This is a genomic window from Natronorubrum aibiense (assembly GCF_009392895.1).
Taxonomy (GTDB): domain Archaea; phylum Halobacteriota; class Halobacteria; order Halobacteriales; family Natrialbaceae; genus Natronorubrum; species Natronorubrum aibiense.
The window spans coordinates 2,241,921-2,258,346 of sequence record NZ_CP045488.1; the positions used below are offsets into that span (position 1 = coordinate 2,241,921).

14 protein-coding genes are annotated in these 16,426 nt (G+C 63.6%); 5 read left to right on the forward strand and 9 right to left on the reverse strand.

Translation table 11 applies throughout. The annotated features are described in order from the left end of the window. Positions 1-6 precede the first annotated feature (6 nt). Entirely contained in the window at positions 7-651 is a 645-nt protein-coding gene (locus tag GCU68_RS10975; protein ID WP_152941570.1) for a DsbA family protein, read from the forward strand. 26 nt (positions 652-677) lie between these two features. On the opposite strand, the gene GCU68_RS10980 is transcribed toward GCU68_RS10975, so the two are convergent. Beyond that, entirely contained in the window at positions 678-2,306 is a 1,629-nt protein-coding gene (locus GCU68_RS10980) for a potassium channel family protein (protein WP_152941572.1), read from the reverse strand. Between the two features lie 124 nt (positions 2,307-2,430). Next, a complete protein-coding gene (locus GCU68_RS10985) occupies positions 2,431-3,432 on the reverse strand; it encodes an aldo/keto reductase (RefSeq protein ID WP_152941573.1) in 1,002 nt (333 codons plus the stop codon). 167 nt (positions 3,433-3,599) lie between these two features. On the opposite strand from GCU68_RS10985, the gene GCU68_RS10990 reads away from it, so the two are divergent. Continuing rightward, positions 3,600-4,010, forward strand: coding sequence for a universal stress protein (locus tag GCU68_RS10990; RefSeq protein WP_152941575.1), 411 nt, complete (start codon positions 3,600-3,602; stop codon positions 4,008-4,010). 64 nt (positions 4,011-4,074) lie between these two features. On the opposite strand, the gene GCU68_RS10995 is transcribed toward GCU68_RS10990, so the two are convergent. Continuing rightward, positions 4,075-5,031 (reverse strand): TIGR03557 family F420-dependent LLM class oxidoreductase, encoded by a 957-nt coding sequence (locus GCU68_RS10995; RefSeq protein ID WP_152941577.1) that lies wholly within the window; start codon positions 5,029-5,031, stop codon positions 4,075-4,077. A gap of 139 nt (positions 5,032-5,170) precedes the next feature. On the opposite strand from GCU68_RS10995, the gene GCU68_RS11000 reads away from it, so the two are divergent. Beyond that, the gene (locus tag GCU68_RS11000) at positions 5,171-6,157 is read left to right on the forward strand and encodes an ABC transporter ATP-binding protein (protein ID WP_152941579.1); all 987 of its coding nucleotides are present in this window, start codon (positions 5,171-5,173) and stop codon (positions 6,155-6,157) included. Continuing rightward, a complete protein-coding gene (locus GCU68_RS11005) occupies positions 6,154-6,927 on the forward strand; it encodes an ABC transporter permease (protein ID WP_152941582.1) in 774 nt (257 codons plus the stop codon). The genes GCU68_RS11000 and GCU68_RS11005 overlap by 4 nt, the downstream gene beginning before the upstream one ends. Before the next feature lie 57 nt (positions 6,928-6,984). Here GCU68_RS11005 and GCU68_RS11010 read toward each other — a convergent pair whose 3' ends face one another. The 5 genes from GCU68_RS11010 to leuS form a co-directional block, all read right to left on the reverse strand. Next, the gene (locus tag GCU68_RS11010) at positions 6,985-10,401 is read right to left on the reverse strand and encodes a PAS domain S-box protein (protein ID WP_152941584.1); all 3,417 of its coding nucleotides are present in this window, start codon (positions 10,399-10,401) and stop codon (positions 6,985-6,987) included. A gap of 72 nt (positions 10,402-10,473) precedes the next feature. Beyond that, positions 10,474-10,953: a pyridoxamine 5'-phosphate oxidase family protein gene (locus GCU68_RS11015; RefSeq protein WP_152941586.1), complete on the reverse strand. Its 480-nt coding sequence runs from the start codon at positions 10,951-10,953 to the stop codon at positions 10,474-10,476. A 55-nt stretch (positions 10,954-11,008) separates the two neighbouring features. Continuing rightward, positions 11,009-11,605, reverse strand: coding sequence for a DUF420 domain-containing protein (locus GCU68_RS11020; protein WP_152941588.1), 597 nt, complete (start codon positions 11,603-11,605; stop codon positions 11,009-11,011). Positions 11,606-11,727: 122 nt separating this feature from the next. Further along, positions 11,728-12,012, reverse strand: coding sequence for a HalOD1 output domain-containing protein (locus tag GCU68_RS11025; protein ID WP_152941590.1), 285 nt, complete (start codon positions 12,010-12,012; stop codon positions 11,728-11,730). 191 nt (positions 12,013-12,203) lie between these two features. Next, on the reverse strand, positions 12,204-14,912 hold the full coding sequence (gene leuS / locus GCU68_RS11030; protein ID WP_152941592.1) for a leucine--tRNA ligase: 2,709 nt from the start codon (positions 14,910-14,912) through the stop codon (positions 12,204-12,206). 180 nt (positions 14,913-15,092) lie between these two features. On the opposite strand from leuS, the gene GCU68_RS11035 reads away from it, so the two are divergent. Then, positions 15,093-15,635, forward strand: a complete 543-nt coding sequence (locus tag GCU68_RS11035; protein WP_152941594.1) for a hypothetical protein — start codon at positions 15,093-15,095, stop codon at positions 15,633-15,635. Between the two features lie 114 nt (positions 15,636-15,749). Here GCU68_RS11035 and GCU68_RS11040 read toward each other — a convergent pair whose 3' ends face one another. Further along, a complete protein-coding gene (locus GCU68_RS11040) occupies positions 15,750-16,208 on the reverse strand; it encodes an SPW repeat domain-containing protein (protein WP_152941596.1) in 459 nt (152 codons plus the stop codon). Positions 16,209-16,426 lie beyond the last annotated feature (218 nt).

Below are 16,426 nucleotides of genomic sequence, written 5' to 3' on the forward strand. Positions count from 1 at the left end.
GCTCGAATGCACCGCCGTTCGTTTCTCACACTGGCTGGTACGGGAGCGACCCTCTCGATCGCCGGCTGTACGGCCTTCTTCGAGGCATCGCTCCCCGAGGAACTCGAGGGCACGGAGCCCGATTCCGAGCAACTCCCCGCGCCGCTGATCGGCAGCGGCCCTGTCGCGATCGACGTCTACGAGGACTTCGGCTGTCCGTCCTGTCACGACTTCGAGGCCGACGTCTTCCCCGACATCGAGCAGCAGTTGCTCGAGACCGACGAGGCGACGTACCGACACCGTGATTTTCCGCTGCCGGCCGACGACCAGTCGATTGCGATGGCGACCGCCGCTCGAGCGGTCCAGGCTGAGACGATGACGGACGACGACCCGGCCGGCGAGTTCTTCGCGTACAAGCAGGCAGTGATGGATGCCGACGACTGGAGTGAGGACGCACTCGCGGATCTCGCCGCGAGCGAAACCGACGCCGACCGCGCCGCCGTCGCCGACGCGCTCGAGAATGGCACGTACTACCCGACGCTGGTCGCTGACTGGAACCGTGGTGACGAGGCCGGCGTCGAGGGGACACCGACCGTCATCGTCGACGGGGAGCAAATCGAGGACCCGTTCGACATCGAGGCAATCGTCGAGCGCGTCGAGGATGCCCAATAGGACCGCGGCAACGTTCCCAGACGGCATTACCGGGTGACAGCAATAAATTGGTTGACGGTTTCGTCACTCCCGGCGACGATGAGGACATCGCCTTCCCGGACGGTAAACTCGGGACCGAGATTCGTCAGCAACTCACCGTTCCGTTCGGCCGCGACGACCGTACACCCAAGCCGTGCACGGACGTCGGCCTCTTTCAGGCTCTGCCCGACGAGTTCGGGGGCCGTCGTTCGAATGATTTCGAACTGCGTCTCCGGTGTGAGGATCTCCTCGTCCTCGAGCAGGATCGAAGAGAGCATTCGTCCCGTCACTGTCGACAGTGCGAGGACGTACTCGGCACCCGCTCGGTAGAGCTTTCGCACGGTCTCCGTCTCGTTGGCCCGGGCGATCACCTCCACTTCTGGGGCGACCTTCTCGAGGACGAGCGTCGCATAGATGGCTGCCGTGTCGTCATCGAGTGCGAGAACGACCGATCGGGCGTTTTCGGTATCTGCAGCGGCGAGTGTCTCTTCATCAGTGACATTTCCGACGACGTCGACATCGTCGTTCTCGCTGCTGTCGATGATCGTATGAGAGACACCATCCGTCTCGAGTGTGTCGCTGATGGTGTGGCCAACCTCTCCGTAACCGCCGACGACCACGTGATAGGAACGCTCTTCCGACGGTGAGACTGTTCGCGAGGTCAGTTCCGTGAGCGTCTCGTGAGAGCCAGCGACGAGTAAGATCGTATTGTGGTCAATGACAGTCGTCGGATCTGGTGCAGGAACGAATTCGCCGTGATACCAGGTACCAATCACATTGATCCCCATTCGATCGCGTAGCCCTGATTCGGCGATCGTCTGGCCGGCAAGGGCGCTGTTGCGCTCGACGAGCAGTTCGGTAATCTCGAGTTGATCACCGAGTTCGATCGTCTCTTGGAGTTCGGCAGTCACCGACATCGCGGCTTTGGCTGCGAGACTCCGTCCCAGCACCTGCCGCGGCCGAACAACAATGTCCGCGCCAGCGTAGCGGTGGTAGGTCGCGACGGCATCGTCTTCCGCGACGCTGATGATCTGCATGTCCTCGCGGAGTTCTCTGGCCGTCAGGATCACTTCGGGGTTCGCTTCGTCGGAAACGTCGACTACGAGCGCGCGAGCGTCAGCGATGTTCGCTGCCTGAAGGGTCTGTTCTTGCTCTGGATCGCCCAGCATCGCTTCGATGCCGTCGTCGGTGAGGTCCATCACTGTCTCCGGATCATCATCGATGAAGACGGACGGAACGTCCGCGGCCTCGAGTTCGTTCCTGAGCACGTCTTCGCGTTCCGTATGCGAACAGATGATGACGTGGCCGGTGAAGTCGGTCGATTCCGGTGGCTGCGTCGCAAGCGCTCGCTGAAAGAGTGGCACGACGAACAGCGGTAAGGCGAGAAAGACGAGCAACACCCCGCTGAGATTGATCCAGATCACGAGGAGGTTCATCCCGTCAGTGGTCCAGTCGTCCGCGTCGCCACCGAACCCGGCAGTAGTCAGGATTTCGATGACGGTCTGTGCGGACTGGAAAAACGTCCGTTCTTCGCCCTCGAACGTCGTGATCCCCCACTGGTAGACGAAACTGTAGATAACCACGATACCGAAGACGGCGACGAGCGAGAGTCCGATTCGTCGCCACCACGTATTCATTGGCTAGCCCTCACGGCCGGAGTGTATGAAAGCTGACGATCTATCAGCGACCCGAACCCGTCCGTATCGAGCGGTGCCGTCAGGCGGCCAACTCGTGCGACGACCCGTGTGCTCGGTACGGTACTCACTCGTCACTGCGGGCCGCATCGATCCACTCGAACTGCTCGTCGTCCAGTTCGAGATCGACTGCGCCGACGTTTTCGGAGAGTTGATCGGGCGTTCGCGCGCCGACGATCGGGATGCACGTAAATCGCTCCTGATCGATCAGCCACCGCAGTGCGACCTGTGCCGGCGTGGCCTCGAGGTCGTCGGCGACGTCCTCGACGGCCTCGAGAACGTCCCAGGCTCGCTCGCTCGCGTAGTACTCCTCGAACATGTCGTCGAGACTGGCTCGCGAGCCGTCCGGGGCTTCGACGCTCCCATCCGCAGTGCGGTCGTACTTGCCCGTCAACAGGCCACCGCCCAACGGCGAGTACGGACAGACCGCAAGGTCCTGATCCGCACAGACGTCGAGGTAGTCGCCGACGGCGTCGTAGTGGGCGGCGTTGACCATGGGTTGGGTGACGTCGAACCGCTCGAGGCCCTCGACATCGCTGGTCCACAGCGCTTTCGTGAGCTGCCAAGCGGCCATCGTCGAGGCGCCGAGATAGTGGACTTTCCCCTCGCGGACGAGTTCAGTGAGCGTCCGGAGTGTCTCCCGTATCGGCGTGTTCTCGTCCCAGCGGTGGATGTAGTACAGATCGAGGTAGTCGGTGCCGAGTCGCTCGAGGGTGCCCTCGATCTGGGCGCGGATGTGTTTACGTCCCAGTCCCGAGTCGTTCGGCCCGGGATCGCCCCGGCCGTCGAAGGGGAAGTAGACCTTCGAGGCGATGACGAGATCTTCTCGATGGTAACCGCGGTCGGCGAGCCAGTCGCCGATCCACTGTTCGCTCGTACCGTTCGGATCGCCGTAGACGTTCGCCGTATCGATGAAGTTGATCCCGTGGTCCCAGGCCGCATCGAGGAGGTCGTAGGCCTCCTCGCGGTCGGTTTCGACGACGCCGCCGGTCTCGCGCCCGAACCGCCAGGTGCCGAAACAGAGTTTCGAGACGGTCGTACCCGTACTGCCAAGCGTGGTGTACTCCATACGCGCCGATTCACTTGCGAGGCTCAAAACGGATTGGAAAGCGGCGACCGAGTCGGTCGAACCATGCGTGGCAGGTGTCTGTTCGCGACCGCCACCGTACTGTCGGCGGACGCATCACATTTCTGTCAGCATACAAACGCTTTACATCTCGCGGTCGACATCGAGCTATGGATTGCATCCTCGTCGCCGTCGACGATTCCCCTGAAGCCCGTAACGCGCTGGATTACGCGCTCGAGCAGTTTCCGGACGCGACGATCCGTGTCATTCACGTCCCGGAGTTCACGAGCGGTTCGTTCGATATGGACGCCGAGGCGACGGTGACCGAACAGGCAGAGCAACAGGCTGCGGACGTCCTTGAGCACGCTCGAGAGCTCGCGGCCGAACGGGGTCGACCGATCGAGACGGAAGTCGTCTTCGGCCACCCGGCCAAGGCGACTCTCGCCTACGCCGACGACAACGATATTGAGCAGATCGTCGTCGGGAGCCGCGGTCAAGGCGGCATGAAACGGATCCTGCTCGGGAGCGTCGCGGAGACGATTATGCGCCGCGCGGACTGTCCAGTCACCGTCGTTCGCTGACCGCGCGTCGTCGACCACCTCGAACGAGGTCGCTCGCTTACCGAACCGGTGGCGGTCCCGCCGCCTACTGAACCGACGGCAGTACCTCTTCCTCGTAAAACTCGAGCGCCAGTTCCTGTTCGGGACCAATCTGGTGGACGTAGACGTGGTCGTAGCCGGCGTCGATGGCCTGTTCGATGCTGTCGATGTGAGCCTGCGGGTCCGGATCGGTCGTGGTGCCGCCCTCGGCGACGTCCTCGCGGTCGACCAGCTGGGCCGCCTGCTCGAAGTGCGCCGGCGTCGGCAGCTCCTGTCCGAGTTCGCCCGGAATCGAGCCGTTGGGCCAGTACTCGAGGACGGTCTCGATCGCTTCATCTTCGGTTTCGGCGTAACAGCCGTGAAGCTGGGTGTATTTCGGCCCGTCGCCGCCGGCATCCTCGTAGGCCTCGATCGGCTTCTCTTTCGGGCCGGAACACCATAGTCCGTCGGCGTTTTCGGCCGTCCACCGAGCCGTCTGTGGCCCGAACGCGCTCGCGATCGTCGTCGGCTGCTCGTCGGGAACGGTGTACAGTCTCGCGTTCTCAACCGTGTAGTGCTCGCCGTAGTGGCTGACCGTCTCGCCGGACCAGAGCTTGCGCATAACGGCCATCGCCTCGTCCAGCATCTCGAGGCGGACGTCGTGTTCGGGCCAGCGTTCGCCCGTGACGTGTTCGTTCAGGTTCTCACCCGTGCCGACGCCGAACGTAAAGCGGTCGCCGAACAGTTCGTCGACGGTTGCGACGGCGTGAGCGACGTTTACCGGATGGATACGAATCGTGGGGCAGGTGACGCCGACGCCGACGTCGATATCGTCGGTCGCCGTTGCAATCGCGCCGAGCGTCGACCAGACGAACGGCGATTCTCCCTGCTGGGACACCCACGGGTGGAAGTGGTCCGAAATCGAGAGGAAATCGAAGCCAGCGTCCTCGGCGCGTCGGGCGATGTCGACGAGTTCGTTCGGGCCGTGTTCTTCGCTCGAGAGCGTGTAACCGAGCTGTGTCATGCCGACTCGGTACGGCCAAAGCCCGGGTAACGGTTGACCCTGCGAAGGCAACACCGACACATCGATGCCGACACCGCGAGCGGACGCGTCGACCGACGAAATCGAACCCCTTACCCGCCACGCGTGGGTAGCGGCGCGTATGGAAGCCGAAGCCGTGGTCGAAGCGCGAGCCCTCGAGAAATCCTACGGTGAGACGGTGGCACTATCGGGAGCGTCGCTCGCCGTCGAGGCCGGAGAAGTCTTCGCGTTGATCGGCCCGAACGGGGCGGGAAAGACGACGCTCGTGCGTGCACTGACGGGAACGACCGCGCCCGATTCGGGTCAGGCACGGATCATGGGCGACTCGCCGACGGCGGTCGACCGCAGCCGACTCGGCGTGCTCCCACAGGACTTCTCGCCGCCGGATCGACTCAGCGCGCACGAACTGCTCGCCTACTACGCCGGGTTGTACGACGACGCCCGCAATCCGAACGACGTGCTTGCCGACGTCGGTCTCGCCGACACGGGGGAGACGTGGTACGAGGACCTCTCGGGCGGCCAGCAGCGCCGAGTCTGTGTCGGCGCTACGCTGGTCAACGATCCGGACGTCCTCTTTCTCGACGAACCGACGACGGGCATCGACCCCGCCGGTCGCCGGACGGTGTGGCGATTGATCGAAAACCTCGCCGCGAGCGGAACGACAGTCGTCCTCACCACCCACGATATGGCCGAGGCCGAACGACTCGCCGACCGCGTCGGCTTGCTCGCCGGTGGCTCGGTCATCGCCCGCGGAACGCCCGAGGCGCTCGTCCGCGATCACGGCGGCGCGAGCCGACTGACCATCGAGACAGCCGCCGATCCCGATGCGTTTGCCGACCTCGAGTACCCGGTCAGCCGGCCCGAACGTGGCCGCGGTCGAACCCCCGACAGTGCCGTCGTTGTTCGGGATATCGATCCCGCGGCGATCGCCACTGTCGTGGACTACCTCGAGGCTCGTAACTTCGAGTACACCGGCCTGACGTGGTCGGAACCCAACCTCGAAGACGTCTACCTCGAACTGGCCGACCAGACGGAACTCGAGCGAACCGACAGTGTCGACGACGCGGCCGACCACTCGGATCTCGCACAGGCGGGTGAGACGGCATGAGCCGGCTCGGTCGCGTCCGTGCCCAGACGAGCGCCGGTTGGCGCTCGTTCGTCCGCCGCCGGACGGCGGTCTTCTTTACGTTCTTTTTCCCGGTGATCCTGATCGTCATCTTCGGCGCGCTCGTGCGGACGGACCCCACCGGCGAGGGATTGTTCACGGAGCCGCCGGCCTACTACGTACCGGGCTATCTCGCCGTCGTCGTCCTCTTTACGCCGCTCTCGCGGATGGGGAGCGAGGTCGCGCGCCATCGCGAGGGTAACCGCTTCGAAAAACTCGCGACGACGCCACTGACCCGCGGCGAGTGGCTGCTCGCCCAGACCGTCGTCAACGCCGTGATCATCGGCCTCGCCAGCTTGCTCATCCTCAGCCTGGTGATCGTCCTGACGGGTGCCGAGATCGTTTTCTCGCCGCTTTTGATCCCCTATATCCTCGTCGGTGTCGTCGCCTTCTGTGGTGTCGGTGCGATACTCGGCAGCTACACCGACTCACAGGACGGTGCCATCGCCGCCAGCAACGCCATCGCACTCCCGCTATTGTTCCTCTCGGAGACGTTCATCTCGCTCGAGCAACTTCCCGGCTGGTTCGAGCCGTTCGTCGACCTCTCGCCGCTGACGTACTTCGCTCGCGGCGTTCGGGCGGCGACCTATCCTGACTCGTCGATGGCTGCAGTCGCCGGGATCGACCCTGTGCTTGCGAACCTCGGGATTCTCGCGGTCGTCGCCGTAGTCGTGTTCGCGATCGGTGCGTTGTCGATTCCACGGACCGATTGAGTACTTTCCACTGGCGACCGCGCCTTGAGTCCTCGGCCGCGATAACGGCTCGAGTTGTCAGTCGCGTACTGTCTCCGCTCCGTCGTTGACCGTTGGGAGCGTAAACGAAAACGTCGATCCGTCGCCGGGTTCGGAATCGACCCAGATCTCGCCGCCGTGGCGTTCGACGATGCGCTCACAGAGCGCGAGACCGATGCCGCTTCCTGTACCCTCGTCGACGGCATGGAGCCGCTGGAAGATCTCGAAGATGCGGTCGGTATCTTCAGGTTCGATCCCGATTCCGTTGTCGCTGACCGAGATTACCCATTCGGTGCTGGCACGGTGGGTCGACACGTCGATTCGCGGCGGAGAATCGCCCGCGTATTCGATCGCGTTCGAGAGCAGATTCTGGAAGACCTGTCGCAACTGGTTCCCGTCGCCTTCGACACGGGGTAGCGACTCCGCGGTGATCTTGGCGTCGTGTTCGTCGATCTGGACGCCCAGATCTCGGCGGACGTCCGCGAGCACGTCGTCGAGTTCGACCGGCGCGAACGGCTCGCCCTGCGTTTCGATTCGCGAGAACTCGAGCAGACCGTCGATCATGTCCCGCATCCGCTCGGCACCGTCGACGGCGAACTCGAGGAACTCCTGACCGTCCGCGTCGAGTTCGTCACCGTACCGACCCTCGATGAGTTGGAGGTAACTCGAGACCATCCGCAACGGCTCCTGTAAGTCGTGGGAGGCGGCGTAGGCGAACTGCTCTAAGCGCTCGTTCGACTCCTCGAGGCGACGGCGGTACTCCTTTCGTTTGGTGATGTCCTGGACCATGAGCATCCCGGCGAACACGTCGCCATCGTCGTTGCGAACCGGGAGCGTGTACGTGAGGAGGTCACGGCCCTCGTAGGTGAACTCGAAGGTGTGTTCCTCGCCCGCCAGTGCGGCCCGGAACTTCGGCTCGACGTCGTCGACGATGTCGTCAGGGTACCGATCGTAGATGCAGGTACCGATCAGTTCTGACCGGGAGATGTTCCGTTCGTCGAGCATCTCGCCGCCGACGAGCGTGTACCGGAGGTCGTCGTCGAAGAGGGCGACGGCTCCGTTCGGGAAGTGGTCGACGAGGGTTCGGTAGCGACGCCGGCTCTCCTCGAGTTTCCACTGTCGGGCTTTCCGTTCGGTGATGTCCCGGACCACGCCGATCCGTCGCCGTTTCCCGGACTCGTCGTCGACGTGGGTCGTGAGCGTGGCTTCGGTCGGAATTCGGTCGCCGGCCGCCGTCTCGATCTCGACCTCGAATTTCGTCTCACCCGGCTCAGCGGCCAGTTCCTGTGCACGTTCGCTGACGCCCTCATCGACGACGAGCGAGGTATGTGAACCGAGCAATTCCGACCGCGAGTAGCCGGTCAACTCGGCGTACGCCCGGTTGACCATCGTGAACCGATCGTCGTCGTCGACCGTGTAGATGCCATCGTCGACCGCTTCGACGATCGTCTCGTATTTCGCCAGCCGTCGCTCGCGATCCTTGCGGTCGGTGACGTCGACGTCGATCCCGACGATGCCGACGACGTCCCCCTCGTCGTCGGCAACGGGTACCGCTCGAGCGTGGATCCAGCGCATCTCGCCGTCGTCGGTGCGGATCCGGAACTCCTCGTCGTATTCGGTTTCGGGAAGTCCCGTGTACGCGTCCCGAACTCGCTCGCGATCGTCCGGGTGGACGACCTCGAGAAACGAGAGCGCGTCCTCGTACAGCGACTCGCGGCTGCGGCCATAGACGTCCTCGTAGGAGGGGTTGATGTAGAACAGATCTTCCGGATCGGCACCAGCCAACCAGATGGTCTCGTCGAGGTGTTCGGCGAGCGTTCGGAACTGCCGTTCGCTCTCGCGGAGGTTGGCTTCCATCTGTTTTCGTTCCGTTACGTCTCGAGTGACGCCGACGCGACCCGTTTCGCCGTCCATCTCGAACGGGACGAACCGATTTTGTACGCTGCGCGGATCGCCATCCGGGCCGGTAATGGTCGTCTCGAACTCCACCGACTCGCGCGTTCCGTCGACGAGATCGCGCCACTCCTGTTCGTCCGTGTCGACGAAGCGATCGCCGAAAAAGGCCGATCCGTGGGATCCGAGCAGGTCCGCTCGCGTGTGTTCGCTCATCGAGACGAACGCATCGTTGACGATGACGAATCGTCCCTCGCCGTCCGTGGCGTAGACGCCGTCGTTTACGGTTTCGACGAGCCGTTCGAACCGCCGTAACTGCTCTTCGTACGCTCGTCGTTCGCTGATGTCCTTGAAATACACCGACAGTCCTGTCGCCGAGGGATAGACGTTCACCTCGAGCCAGGTGTCGGCGACGTCGGAGTACGCCTCGAACGAGACCGACTCCTGAGTCGCCATCGCCCGCCGATACTCCGTCTCGAACTGGGTACCGACGGCGCTCGGGAACGCCTCCCAGACGTTCTGTCCGACCAGTTCATCGTCCGCGACGTCGAGCAGCGTCGCGGCGTGTTCGTTGACGTACGTGTACGTCCACTCCGTATCGATCGCGGTAAACGCGTCGGTGACCCGATCGAGCATCACCTCGAGTTCGCTCTCGAGGTGTTTTCGCTCGGTAACGTCTCGAACGACGCCGACTCGTTTCTCACTGCCGTCGTCTGCGGCGATGATATCGAACCGGCTTTCGACCGTCCGCGTCCCGTCCGATCCGGCGATGATCGTCTCCTCGAACACCGGACTCTTCGAGCCGCGGGCTGTCGCCCGTTTTTCGGCCTCGGTGGCGTCGAACTCCTCGCCGAACACGTCCGACGCCGGCTTGCCACGCAGTTCGGATCGGGTAAACCGGGTCAACTCGGCGAACGACTCGTTTACCAGTTCGAATCGCCGCTGCTCGTCGAGCACGTAGATGCCGTCGTGGGCCGTTTCAACGATCGTCTCCGTTCGCGTCACCGCCTCGTTCCGACGTCTATTCGCGTGCTCGCGTTCGACCGCCGACGCGAGAACGGTCGCGACGGATTCGACGAACGCGATCTCGCCTGCATCGAACTCGCGTCGACTCGTCATCTGCACGCGGAGGATTCCCCACGGCTCGTCGCCCGATCCGACGACGACGCCGACTTCGCTGACGACGTCGCGATCGAACTGAGGGTCCGATTCGTCGAACCGGTCGTCGGTTCGGCGATCGGTAACGACGACCGACTCGTCCGTCGCGAGCGTATAGCTCGCCAGCGAGTCGGGGTCCGCGGCAATCGTCGTCGGTTCGACGGGGCCGTCCCCATCTTCCCATCCGTACCTCCCTCGACGCCGGAACTGGTTCTCGTCGGGCACCCTCTCTAAAACGGTGCACGAATCCATCTCCAGCGTCGTGGCCACCGTTTCCGCCACGTCTCGGAACAGGGCATCGAGATCGTCGCCCTCGAGCGCGCGGCTCCCGAGGGCAGCGACGGCTTGCTGCTGACGAACGCACTGCTCGAGTGTCGCTTCGGTGCTGGCCGACGACGAATCCATGTCGCTCGGGGTAAGTGCCGGTCGACCCTAAAGGCTCGCATCAAACACGTGACCGCGCAATCGGTGCGGTCGCTACGCCTCCGTCCCGGTCTCGCGCATTCGATCGGAGAAATCCCAGCCGTACACCACCGCAGGCTCGATCGTGATCGTCACCTCGTCGCGCTCCGCTCGAAGCAGATTCTGTGCGAGCGTGGAGTCCGTCCCGATTCGGTATCGCTCGAGGAGCGCACGCAGCGTCTCCTTTTCGGGATCAGGCTCGATCGTCGCGGTTCCCCGCCCTCTGACACCCGTGTACGGCGGGTCGTTCGTCGACACCTCGAAGGCGACCTCGGGTTCGGACTCGAGAAACGAGACGATATCCGCCCGTGCCGACGTGGCACACTGCAGTCGCCAGTCGTCCTCGTCGGCGTCGACAGCGTCCTCGAGTCGGTACCACAGCGAACACATCCAGAGGTGGTCCTGTGGGGTCCGACAGGCGACTCTGATCGGAGCCGTCGTTTCCTCGAGTAGGCTGGTGATCGCCGACTGTGAAAGGCTCCCGCGAACGTGCATGGCTGTGCCAACGGACTCGAGGGGTAAAATAGCGACCCGGGATGGGTAGGGACAGCTAGATGAGTGGGATGATCATGAACTCGTAGCTGAAGATGTGGTTGAGCATCACGTACGTGACGACACCCAACACGAGGCTTAGAATCCACGAGCCCGCGGCGATGCGGCCGACTTTCGCATGGACCGTGTTTCGCAGCTCTGCCGGGGTGTGGGTCAGCCCGAGAATCAGCGCGTAGAGGACGACTGGCACGGCGACGATCGAGAGGAGGATATGGATCGCCAGCATCGCCAGATAGGCGTAGTAGTAGAGGTCGGGACCGACGAAGTACTTCTCGCCGCCGCCGCCGACTCGAACGAGGTAGACGACCAGAAACAGCAGAATCAAGGTGAACGCGCCGACCATCGCGAGGCGGTGTTTTTCGACTTCGCCGGCCCGAATCCAGTACCAGCCGGCGACCAGCAACACCGTCGCAGCCGCGTTGATCACCGCGATCGCGTGCGTGAGCAGATTGATCTGTGCGATCGTCAGGTCCGGATAGATCGGAATATCGAGGACGAACGTGCCGATCACTAACGCGTAGCCAACGATCGTCAGGAGGATCGTCGCCCCGATCGGCCGCTCTCGAAGCCGTCGTCTCGCGGTGGCGGTTGCCATTATCGAGGATTGGGATAGGTCCCGTATCTGTCTTGCTGTTCTCGGTTTGGACGCTCGCTACAGTTGTCTCGCTCGAGACCTCCCGTGATCCCAACAGCTCCCCCCGGAACTGTCGGTGTCAGTCAGTCGGATTTCTCGAGCGTGATCGACCCGTTCCGTTCGATGGTGACGTCGTAGCCACAGAACGGGAACGAGACCTGGCCGCCCGGTCGCGGCGTGCCGTCGGCCCGCGGCGCAAAGAGCAGGTCGAGTGCCTCCGGGTCGACGGCGGCGTGTAACGACTCGTACGTCGGTGGTCGCAACTGCTTGGTTGGAATCTCTTCTGCTTCGGCAATCGCTTCGACGACTGCTTGACTTGGGTCGCTCCACTGTGAACTATCGGTGTGATCGCCGCCCCCCTCCGTCATATAGCAACTGTATCAAATCGGGTGAAATAAAACTATCTTTCTTAGCTGCATTTCTGATAGGAATGGTGCTGTCGACGTTCGATATCGAAGGAGTGTCCATCGAGCAGTCACTCGAGAAGGGCTATGGCCGGTCGCAACTGGTGCATAGATTGTTCAAACAATAATTATATTATCGAGATTATACGTGTCGGCTAGCTGATGTGGATCGCCGGCTTCCCCGGTCGGCTATTCCCGGCCACGTCGTCGCCGTCGGTCGCTCGCCGGACGACGACGTCGGCGTCGAACTCGTCGGTGAGCAGCCACGCGCTGCGCTCTGCGATCGCCAGTTCGGTCTCGGGCTCGAGTAGCTGCTCGAGTTCCGTCCGATCGACCTGTTCGATCAGGTCGACGACGAACGTCGCGACGGCTTCACGGTCCGCCTCGAGATTGGCCTCGAGCAGTTGGTCGACGAGCGAACCGACATCGACGTCGTCGAACGTCTCGTCGGCGTGCTCTGTGACCTGTCGTGCGGCGTCGTATTTCCAGTTCTGGGTGACGACGAGTTCGATTCGTTCGGGTTCGTCGATCGCTGCGACGTCGACGATGTCACGGACGTCAGCGAGCGTCGACTCGACGAACTGTCGCTCGAGTCGATAGTCGTCGACGTCCCTGTCGGGGGTCGGCCAGTCGGCTTCGACGACCAGCCCTTCGCCACGGAGTTTGTTCCAGAGTTCCTCGCCGAGGTGGGGTGCCATCGGTGCGATCAGCGCCGCGAGCGTGAGCAGGCCTCGCCGGTAGGTCTCGCCGTGTGGTCGGTCGTACCCGCGGTAGCGTCGGAGCAGTCGCGCCAGTTCCTGGATTTCCGTCGCGGCGCGGTGGAACCGGAACCGCTCGTACTCGTCGGTCACGGCGGCGATCGTCCGGTCGATTTCGCGGGCGATGTACTCGTCGTGAGTCTGTGTCTCGACGCGGGTGTCGCCTTCTTCGATGAACGTGGCGGCCATCTCGTAGAGTGTTTGCTGGAGATCGTAGGCCCCGCGGACGTTGTTCGCGGTCCACTCAAAGTCCTGCTCGGGGTGGGCCGCCGAGAGGACGAACAGCCGCGTCGTCTCTGCGCCGTACTCTTGCGGTGCGACGACGTTGCCTTTCGAACTGGACATCTTCTCGCCGTCGTACAGCACCGTGCCCTGACTTTTGAGCTCCGTGATGGGTTCACGTCGGTCGAGCAGGCCCAGATCGGCCAGCGCCCGCGTGAAGAATCGCGTGTAGAGCAGGTGGAGGATCGCGTGTTCCTCGCCACCGACGTAGACGTCGACGGGCAGCCACTCGGCGGCGCGCTCGGTGTCGAACGGCGCGTCCTCGAGGTCGGGTGAGAGGAATCGGAGGTAGTACCACGAGGAGTCGACGAACGTGTCCATCGTGTCCGTCTCGCGGCGGGCCGGACCACCGCACTCGGGACACTCAGTCTCGCGGAACGATTCGTGCTCTTCGAGCGGGTTCCCCGTGGTGCGAACGAACTCCGGGAGTTCGACGGGCAACTCCTCATCCGGCACGAGCACGTGGCCACAGTCCTCACAGTGGACGACCGGGATCGGCGTCCCCCAGTAACGCTGGCGGGAGATCAGCCAGTCGCGTAGTCGGTAGGTAACGTCCTCCTCGATCGCGTCGTGGTCGGCGACGATCCGCTCTCGAGCCGTCTCGCTTTCGATCCCGTCGTACTCGCCGCTTGCCTCGAGGACGCCCTCGCCGGTGTAGGCTGCCGCTTCGAGATCGAGCAGCGTGTCGTCGTCGGGGACGATCACGCCCTCGATCGGCAACTCGTGTTCGCTCGCGAAGGCGTGATCGCGCTCGTTGTGGGCGGGCACGCCCATCACCGCGCCGGTGCCGACGTCCTCTAAGACGTAGCCAGCCACGTAGACGGGCAGTTCCGCCCCGGTGAGCGGGTGGATCGCCGTCGCGTCCGTCTCGAGGCCCGACAGGCCGACCTCGCTCGGATCGCGTTCACGGACGTCTTCGACGTAGTCGGCTACCTCGTCGTCGGCTTCGGCGAGCGCTCGAGCGAGGTCGTGGCCGGGCGAGACCGCGAGATACGTCGCGCCGTACACCGTCTCCGGTCGGGTGCTGAAGATGTCGACGTCTCCGTGGTCGTCGACCGCGAACGTGATCCGTGCGCCTTCCTGCCGACCGATCCAGTTGCGCTGAATCTCGCGGACGCCCTCGGGCCACCCCTCGAGGTCCTCGAGGCCGTCGTGGAGTTCCTCGGCGTAGTCTGTGATCGTGAAAAACCACTGGTCGAGCTCGCGCCGGCCGACAGGGGTCTCACACCGCCAGCAGACGCGCTCGACCTCGCGGCTCGCGGTGTCGCCGCTCGCTGACGCCGATGATTCACTGCGTTCGACCTCGCGTTCCTCGACCTGTGCGGCGGCGAGGACCGTCTCACAGTCGGGACACCAGTTGACCGCTGCCGAGTCGTACTCGACGAGCCCTGCCTCGTAGAACCGCTTGAACAGCCATTGGTTCCACCGGTAGTAGTCGGGCTCGCAGGTCGTGATCTCGCGAGACCAGTCGTAGCCAAACCCCATCGTTTCGAGTTCTTCGCGCATCCGGCGGATACACGCCTCCGTCCAGGATCGGGGATCGGTCTTGCGCTCGAACGCGGCGTTTTCGGCGGGGAGGCCGAACGCGTCCCAGCCCATCGGGTGGAGCACGTCGTCGCCCTGCATGCGGCGATATCTCGCGTACGCGTCGGTGATTGCGTAGTTTCGAATATGCCCCATGTGGAGCGTGCCGGACGTGTACGGAAACATTCCGAGGACGTAGGTCGGATCGTCGGCGTCCTCGGGTAGCGTGTAGACGTCGTCGCGCTCCCAGACGTACTGCCAGAACTCCTGGACCTGCGCGTGATCATAATGGTTCGTCATAGTAGCGAGCAGTCTTGCCAGCAACTGGGTGTGCCGGCTATTTCATTGTTCGGCTCATTGTCGGCCCCTCGAAGCGGTCTTCCCATGAAATCACCTCGAGCATCGCTGAGGTCACCACCGGACGTGGGACTGTTGGCTACGCGTAACAAAGCCCCTCGAGCCAGTTCGGTCGCACACCGAATGGCGCGCCCCTCCCTCGAACCGGAGCCGACAGCGTCGACCGTGCTCGTAACCATCGTCGTCGTCTCGCTTACCTTCGCGGTTCTCGGGCTGGTCTTGCTCCCTGCCGTGGGACTTGATCGACCGAATTCGGCCGACGACAGCGAGACTGCCCTTCCGGCCGGTGACTCGAGCGACGATCCAGAACCGGTTGCCGAGAATCCCACCGACGAGCCTGATCCGGATGCGAACACGGGCGACGAGACGTCATTCGAGACCGACGACGACCCGAGCGACGATGAGGTCGAACCGAACGGCGGGGCTGCCGACGACGGCGACTCGGACCCCCCGCTCGACGGTGAGCCCTCGAGTGGCTCGGAAGATGGTCCAGTCGACGACCCTGAGCCGTTGCCCGAGGCGTTCAACGGGACGGACGACGTGAACTCCGGCGACGATGACGACGGCCCACCGGATACCGCTGGACCGCCCGAAGATGCCGGTCCGCCGGATGGAACCGGTGCGCCCGACGGTGCCGGACCACCCGACGCCGTCGGCCCACCGTGATCGATTCGGCGACTCCCGTCGTTGCTACGCCGTCACAGCCGTCCGATACCGGGCCTCGAGCGAGCGGTCGACGGCGACTGCGAGGGAAAATCGGAACCAGCGCTGGACGGCCGCTCACCGCGTTCCGGTTGCCGTACCGGCTCTAACGGCAGTCCCCGCTGCGTACGCGATGTACGCGGCGAGCACTGCCATAATGAGCCCGCCTGCCACGTTGTTCCAGACGAGCGCCTGAGACGCGACGGCGAGCCCCTCCGTCGCGACCTGCCCCGCGAACGCGAACGGGGCGACGAGGGTCCACAGGGCAAGCAACGCGACGAGCGACATCACGCCGGTGCTGGTCCTGTAGCCGTTGGTGATCCGGTAGTAGTTGTACCCCGCGAGCAGGAAGATCGCACCCCCGATCAGCACGTTGTTCCACGTCATGGACGTGGCGGCAGGGTAAAGTGCCGGTGTGATGGCGATCCACAGGCCGATCAGGGACACGATCCCGCTGAGCCATTTCTGGCCGTCGGGTTCCCCCTGTGCTCGAGTGCGTGGCTCTCCAGTCGGATCGCTGGTTTTGGACTCGCTCATGGTTCTCTCCGGTTGAAGGATGATTGAGACCGGCCAAAAAGCGTCGTGACTGTTCACGCCCGACCGTAGACGCCCGCTTGAAACCCGCTTGAAACCGCCACCCGGAACCACCGATATATCCCGCTGCTGCGCTCGAGCAAGATCCTGTTTCGACACGCCAATCTCTGACTGGCTGTTGGCCCGTCGTGTGGTTAGTACTCGATTACTCCAATCAGTCG

Excerpts from the sequence above, each read along its gene's own strand:
- GCU68_RS10975 (WP_152941570.1), top strand. The coding sequence starts at position 7 with ATGCACCGCCGTTCGTTTCTCACACTGGCTGGTACGGGAGCGACCCTC.
- GCU68_RS10980 (WP_152941572.1), bottom strand. The coding sequence starts at position 2,306 with ATGAATACGTGGTGGCGACGAATCGGACTCTCGCTCGTCGCCGTCTTC.
- GCU68_RS10985 (WP_152941573.1), bottom strand. The coding sequence starts at position 3,432 with ATGGAGTACACCACGCTTGGCAGTACGGGTACGACCGTCTCGAAACTC.
- GCU68_RS10990 (WP_152941575.1), top strand. The coding sequence starts at position 3,600 with ATGGATTGCATCCTCGTCGCCGTCGACGATTCCCCTGAAGCCCGTAAC.
- GCU68_RS10995 (WP_152941577.1), bottom strand. The coding sequence starts at position 5,031 with ATGACACAGCTCGGTTACACGCTCTCGAGCGAAGAACACGGCCCGAAC.
- GCU68_RS11000 (WP_152941579.1), top strand. The coding sequence starts at position 5,171 with ATGGAAGCCGAAGCCGTGGTCGAAGCGCGAGCCCTCGAGAAATCCTAC.
- GCU68_RS11005 (WP_152941582.1), top strand. The coding sequence starts at position 6,154 with ATGAGCCGGCTCGGTCGCGTCCGTGCCCAGACGAGCGCCGGTTGGCGC.
- GCU68_RS11010 (WP_152941584.1), bottom strand. The coding sequence starts at position 10,401 with ATGGATTCGTCGTCGGCCAGCACCGAAGCGACACTCGAGCAGTGCGTT.
- GCU68_RS11015 (WP_152941586.1), bottom strand. The coding sequence starts at position 10,953 with ATGCACGTTCGCGGGAGCCTTTCACAGTCGGCGATCACCAGCCTACTC.
- GCU68_RS11020 (WP_152941588.1), bottom strand. The coding sequence starts at position 11,605 with ATGGCAACCGCCACCGCGAGACGACGGCTTCGAGAGCGGCCGATCGGG.
- GCU68_RS11025 (WP_152941590.1), bottom strand. The coding sequence starts at position 12,012 with ATGACGGAGGGGGGCGGCGATCACACCGATAGTTCACAGTGGAGCGAC.
- leuS (WP_152941592.1), bottom strand. The coding sequence starts at position 14,912 with ATGACGAACCATTATGATCACGCGCAGGTCCAGGAGTTCTGGCAGTAC.
- GCU68_RS11035 (WP_152941594.1), top strand. The coding sequence starts at position 15,093 with ATGGCGCGCCCCTCCCTCGAACCGGAGCCGACAGCGTCGACCGTGCTC.
- GCU68_RS11040 (WP_152941596.1), bottom strand. The coding sequence starts at position 16,208 with ATGAGCGAGTCCAAAACCAGCGATCCGACTGGAGAGCCACGCACTCGA.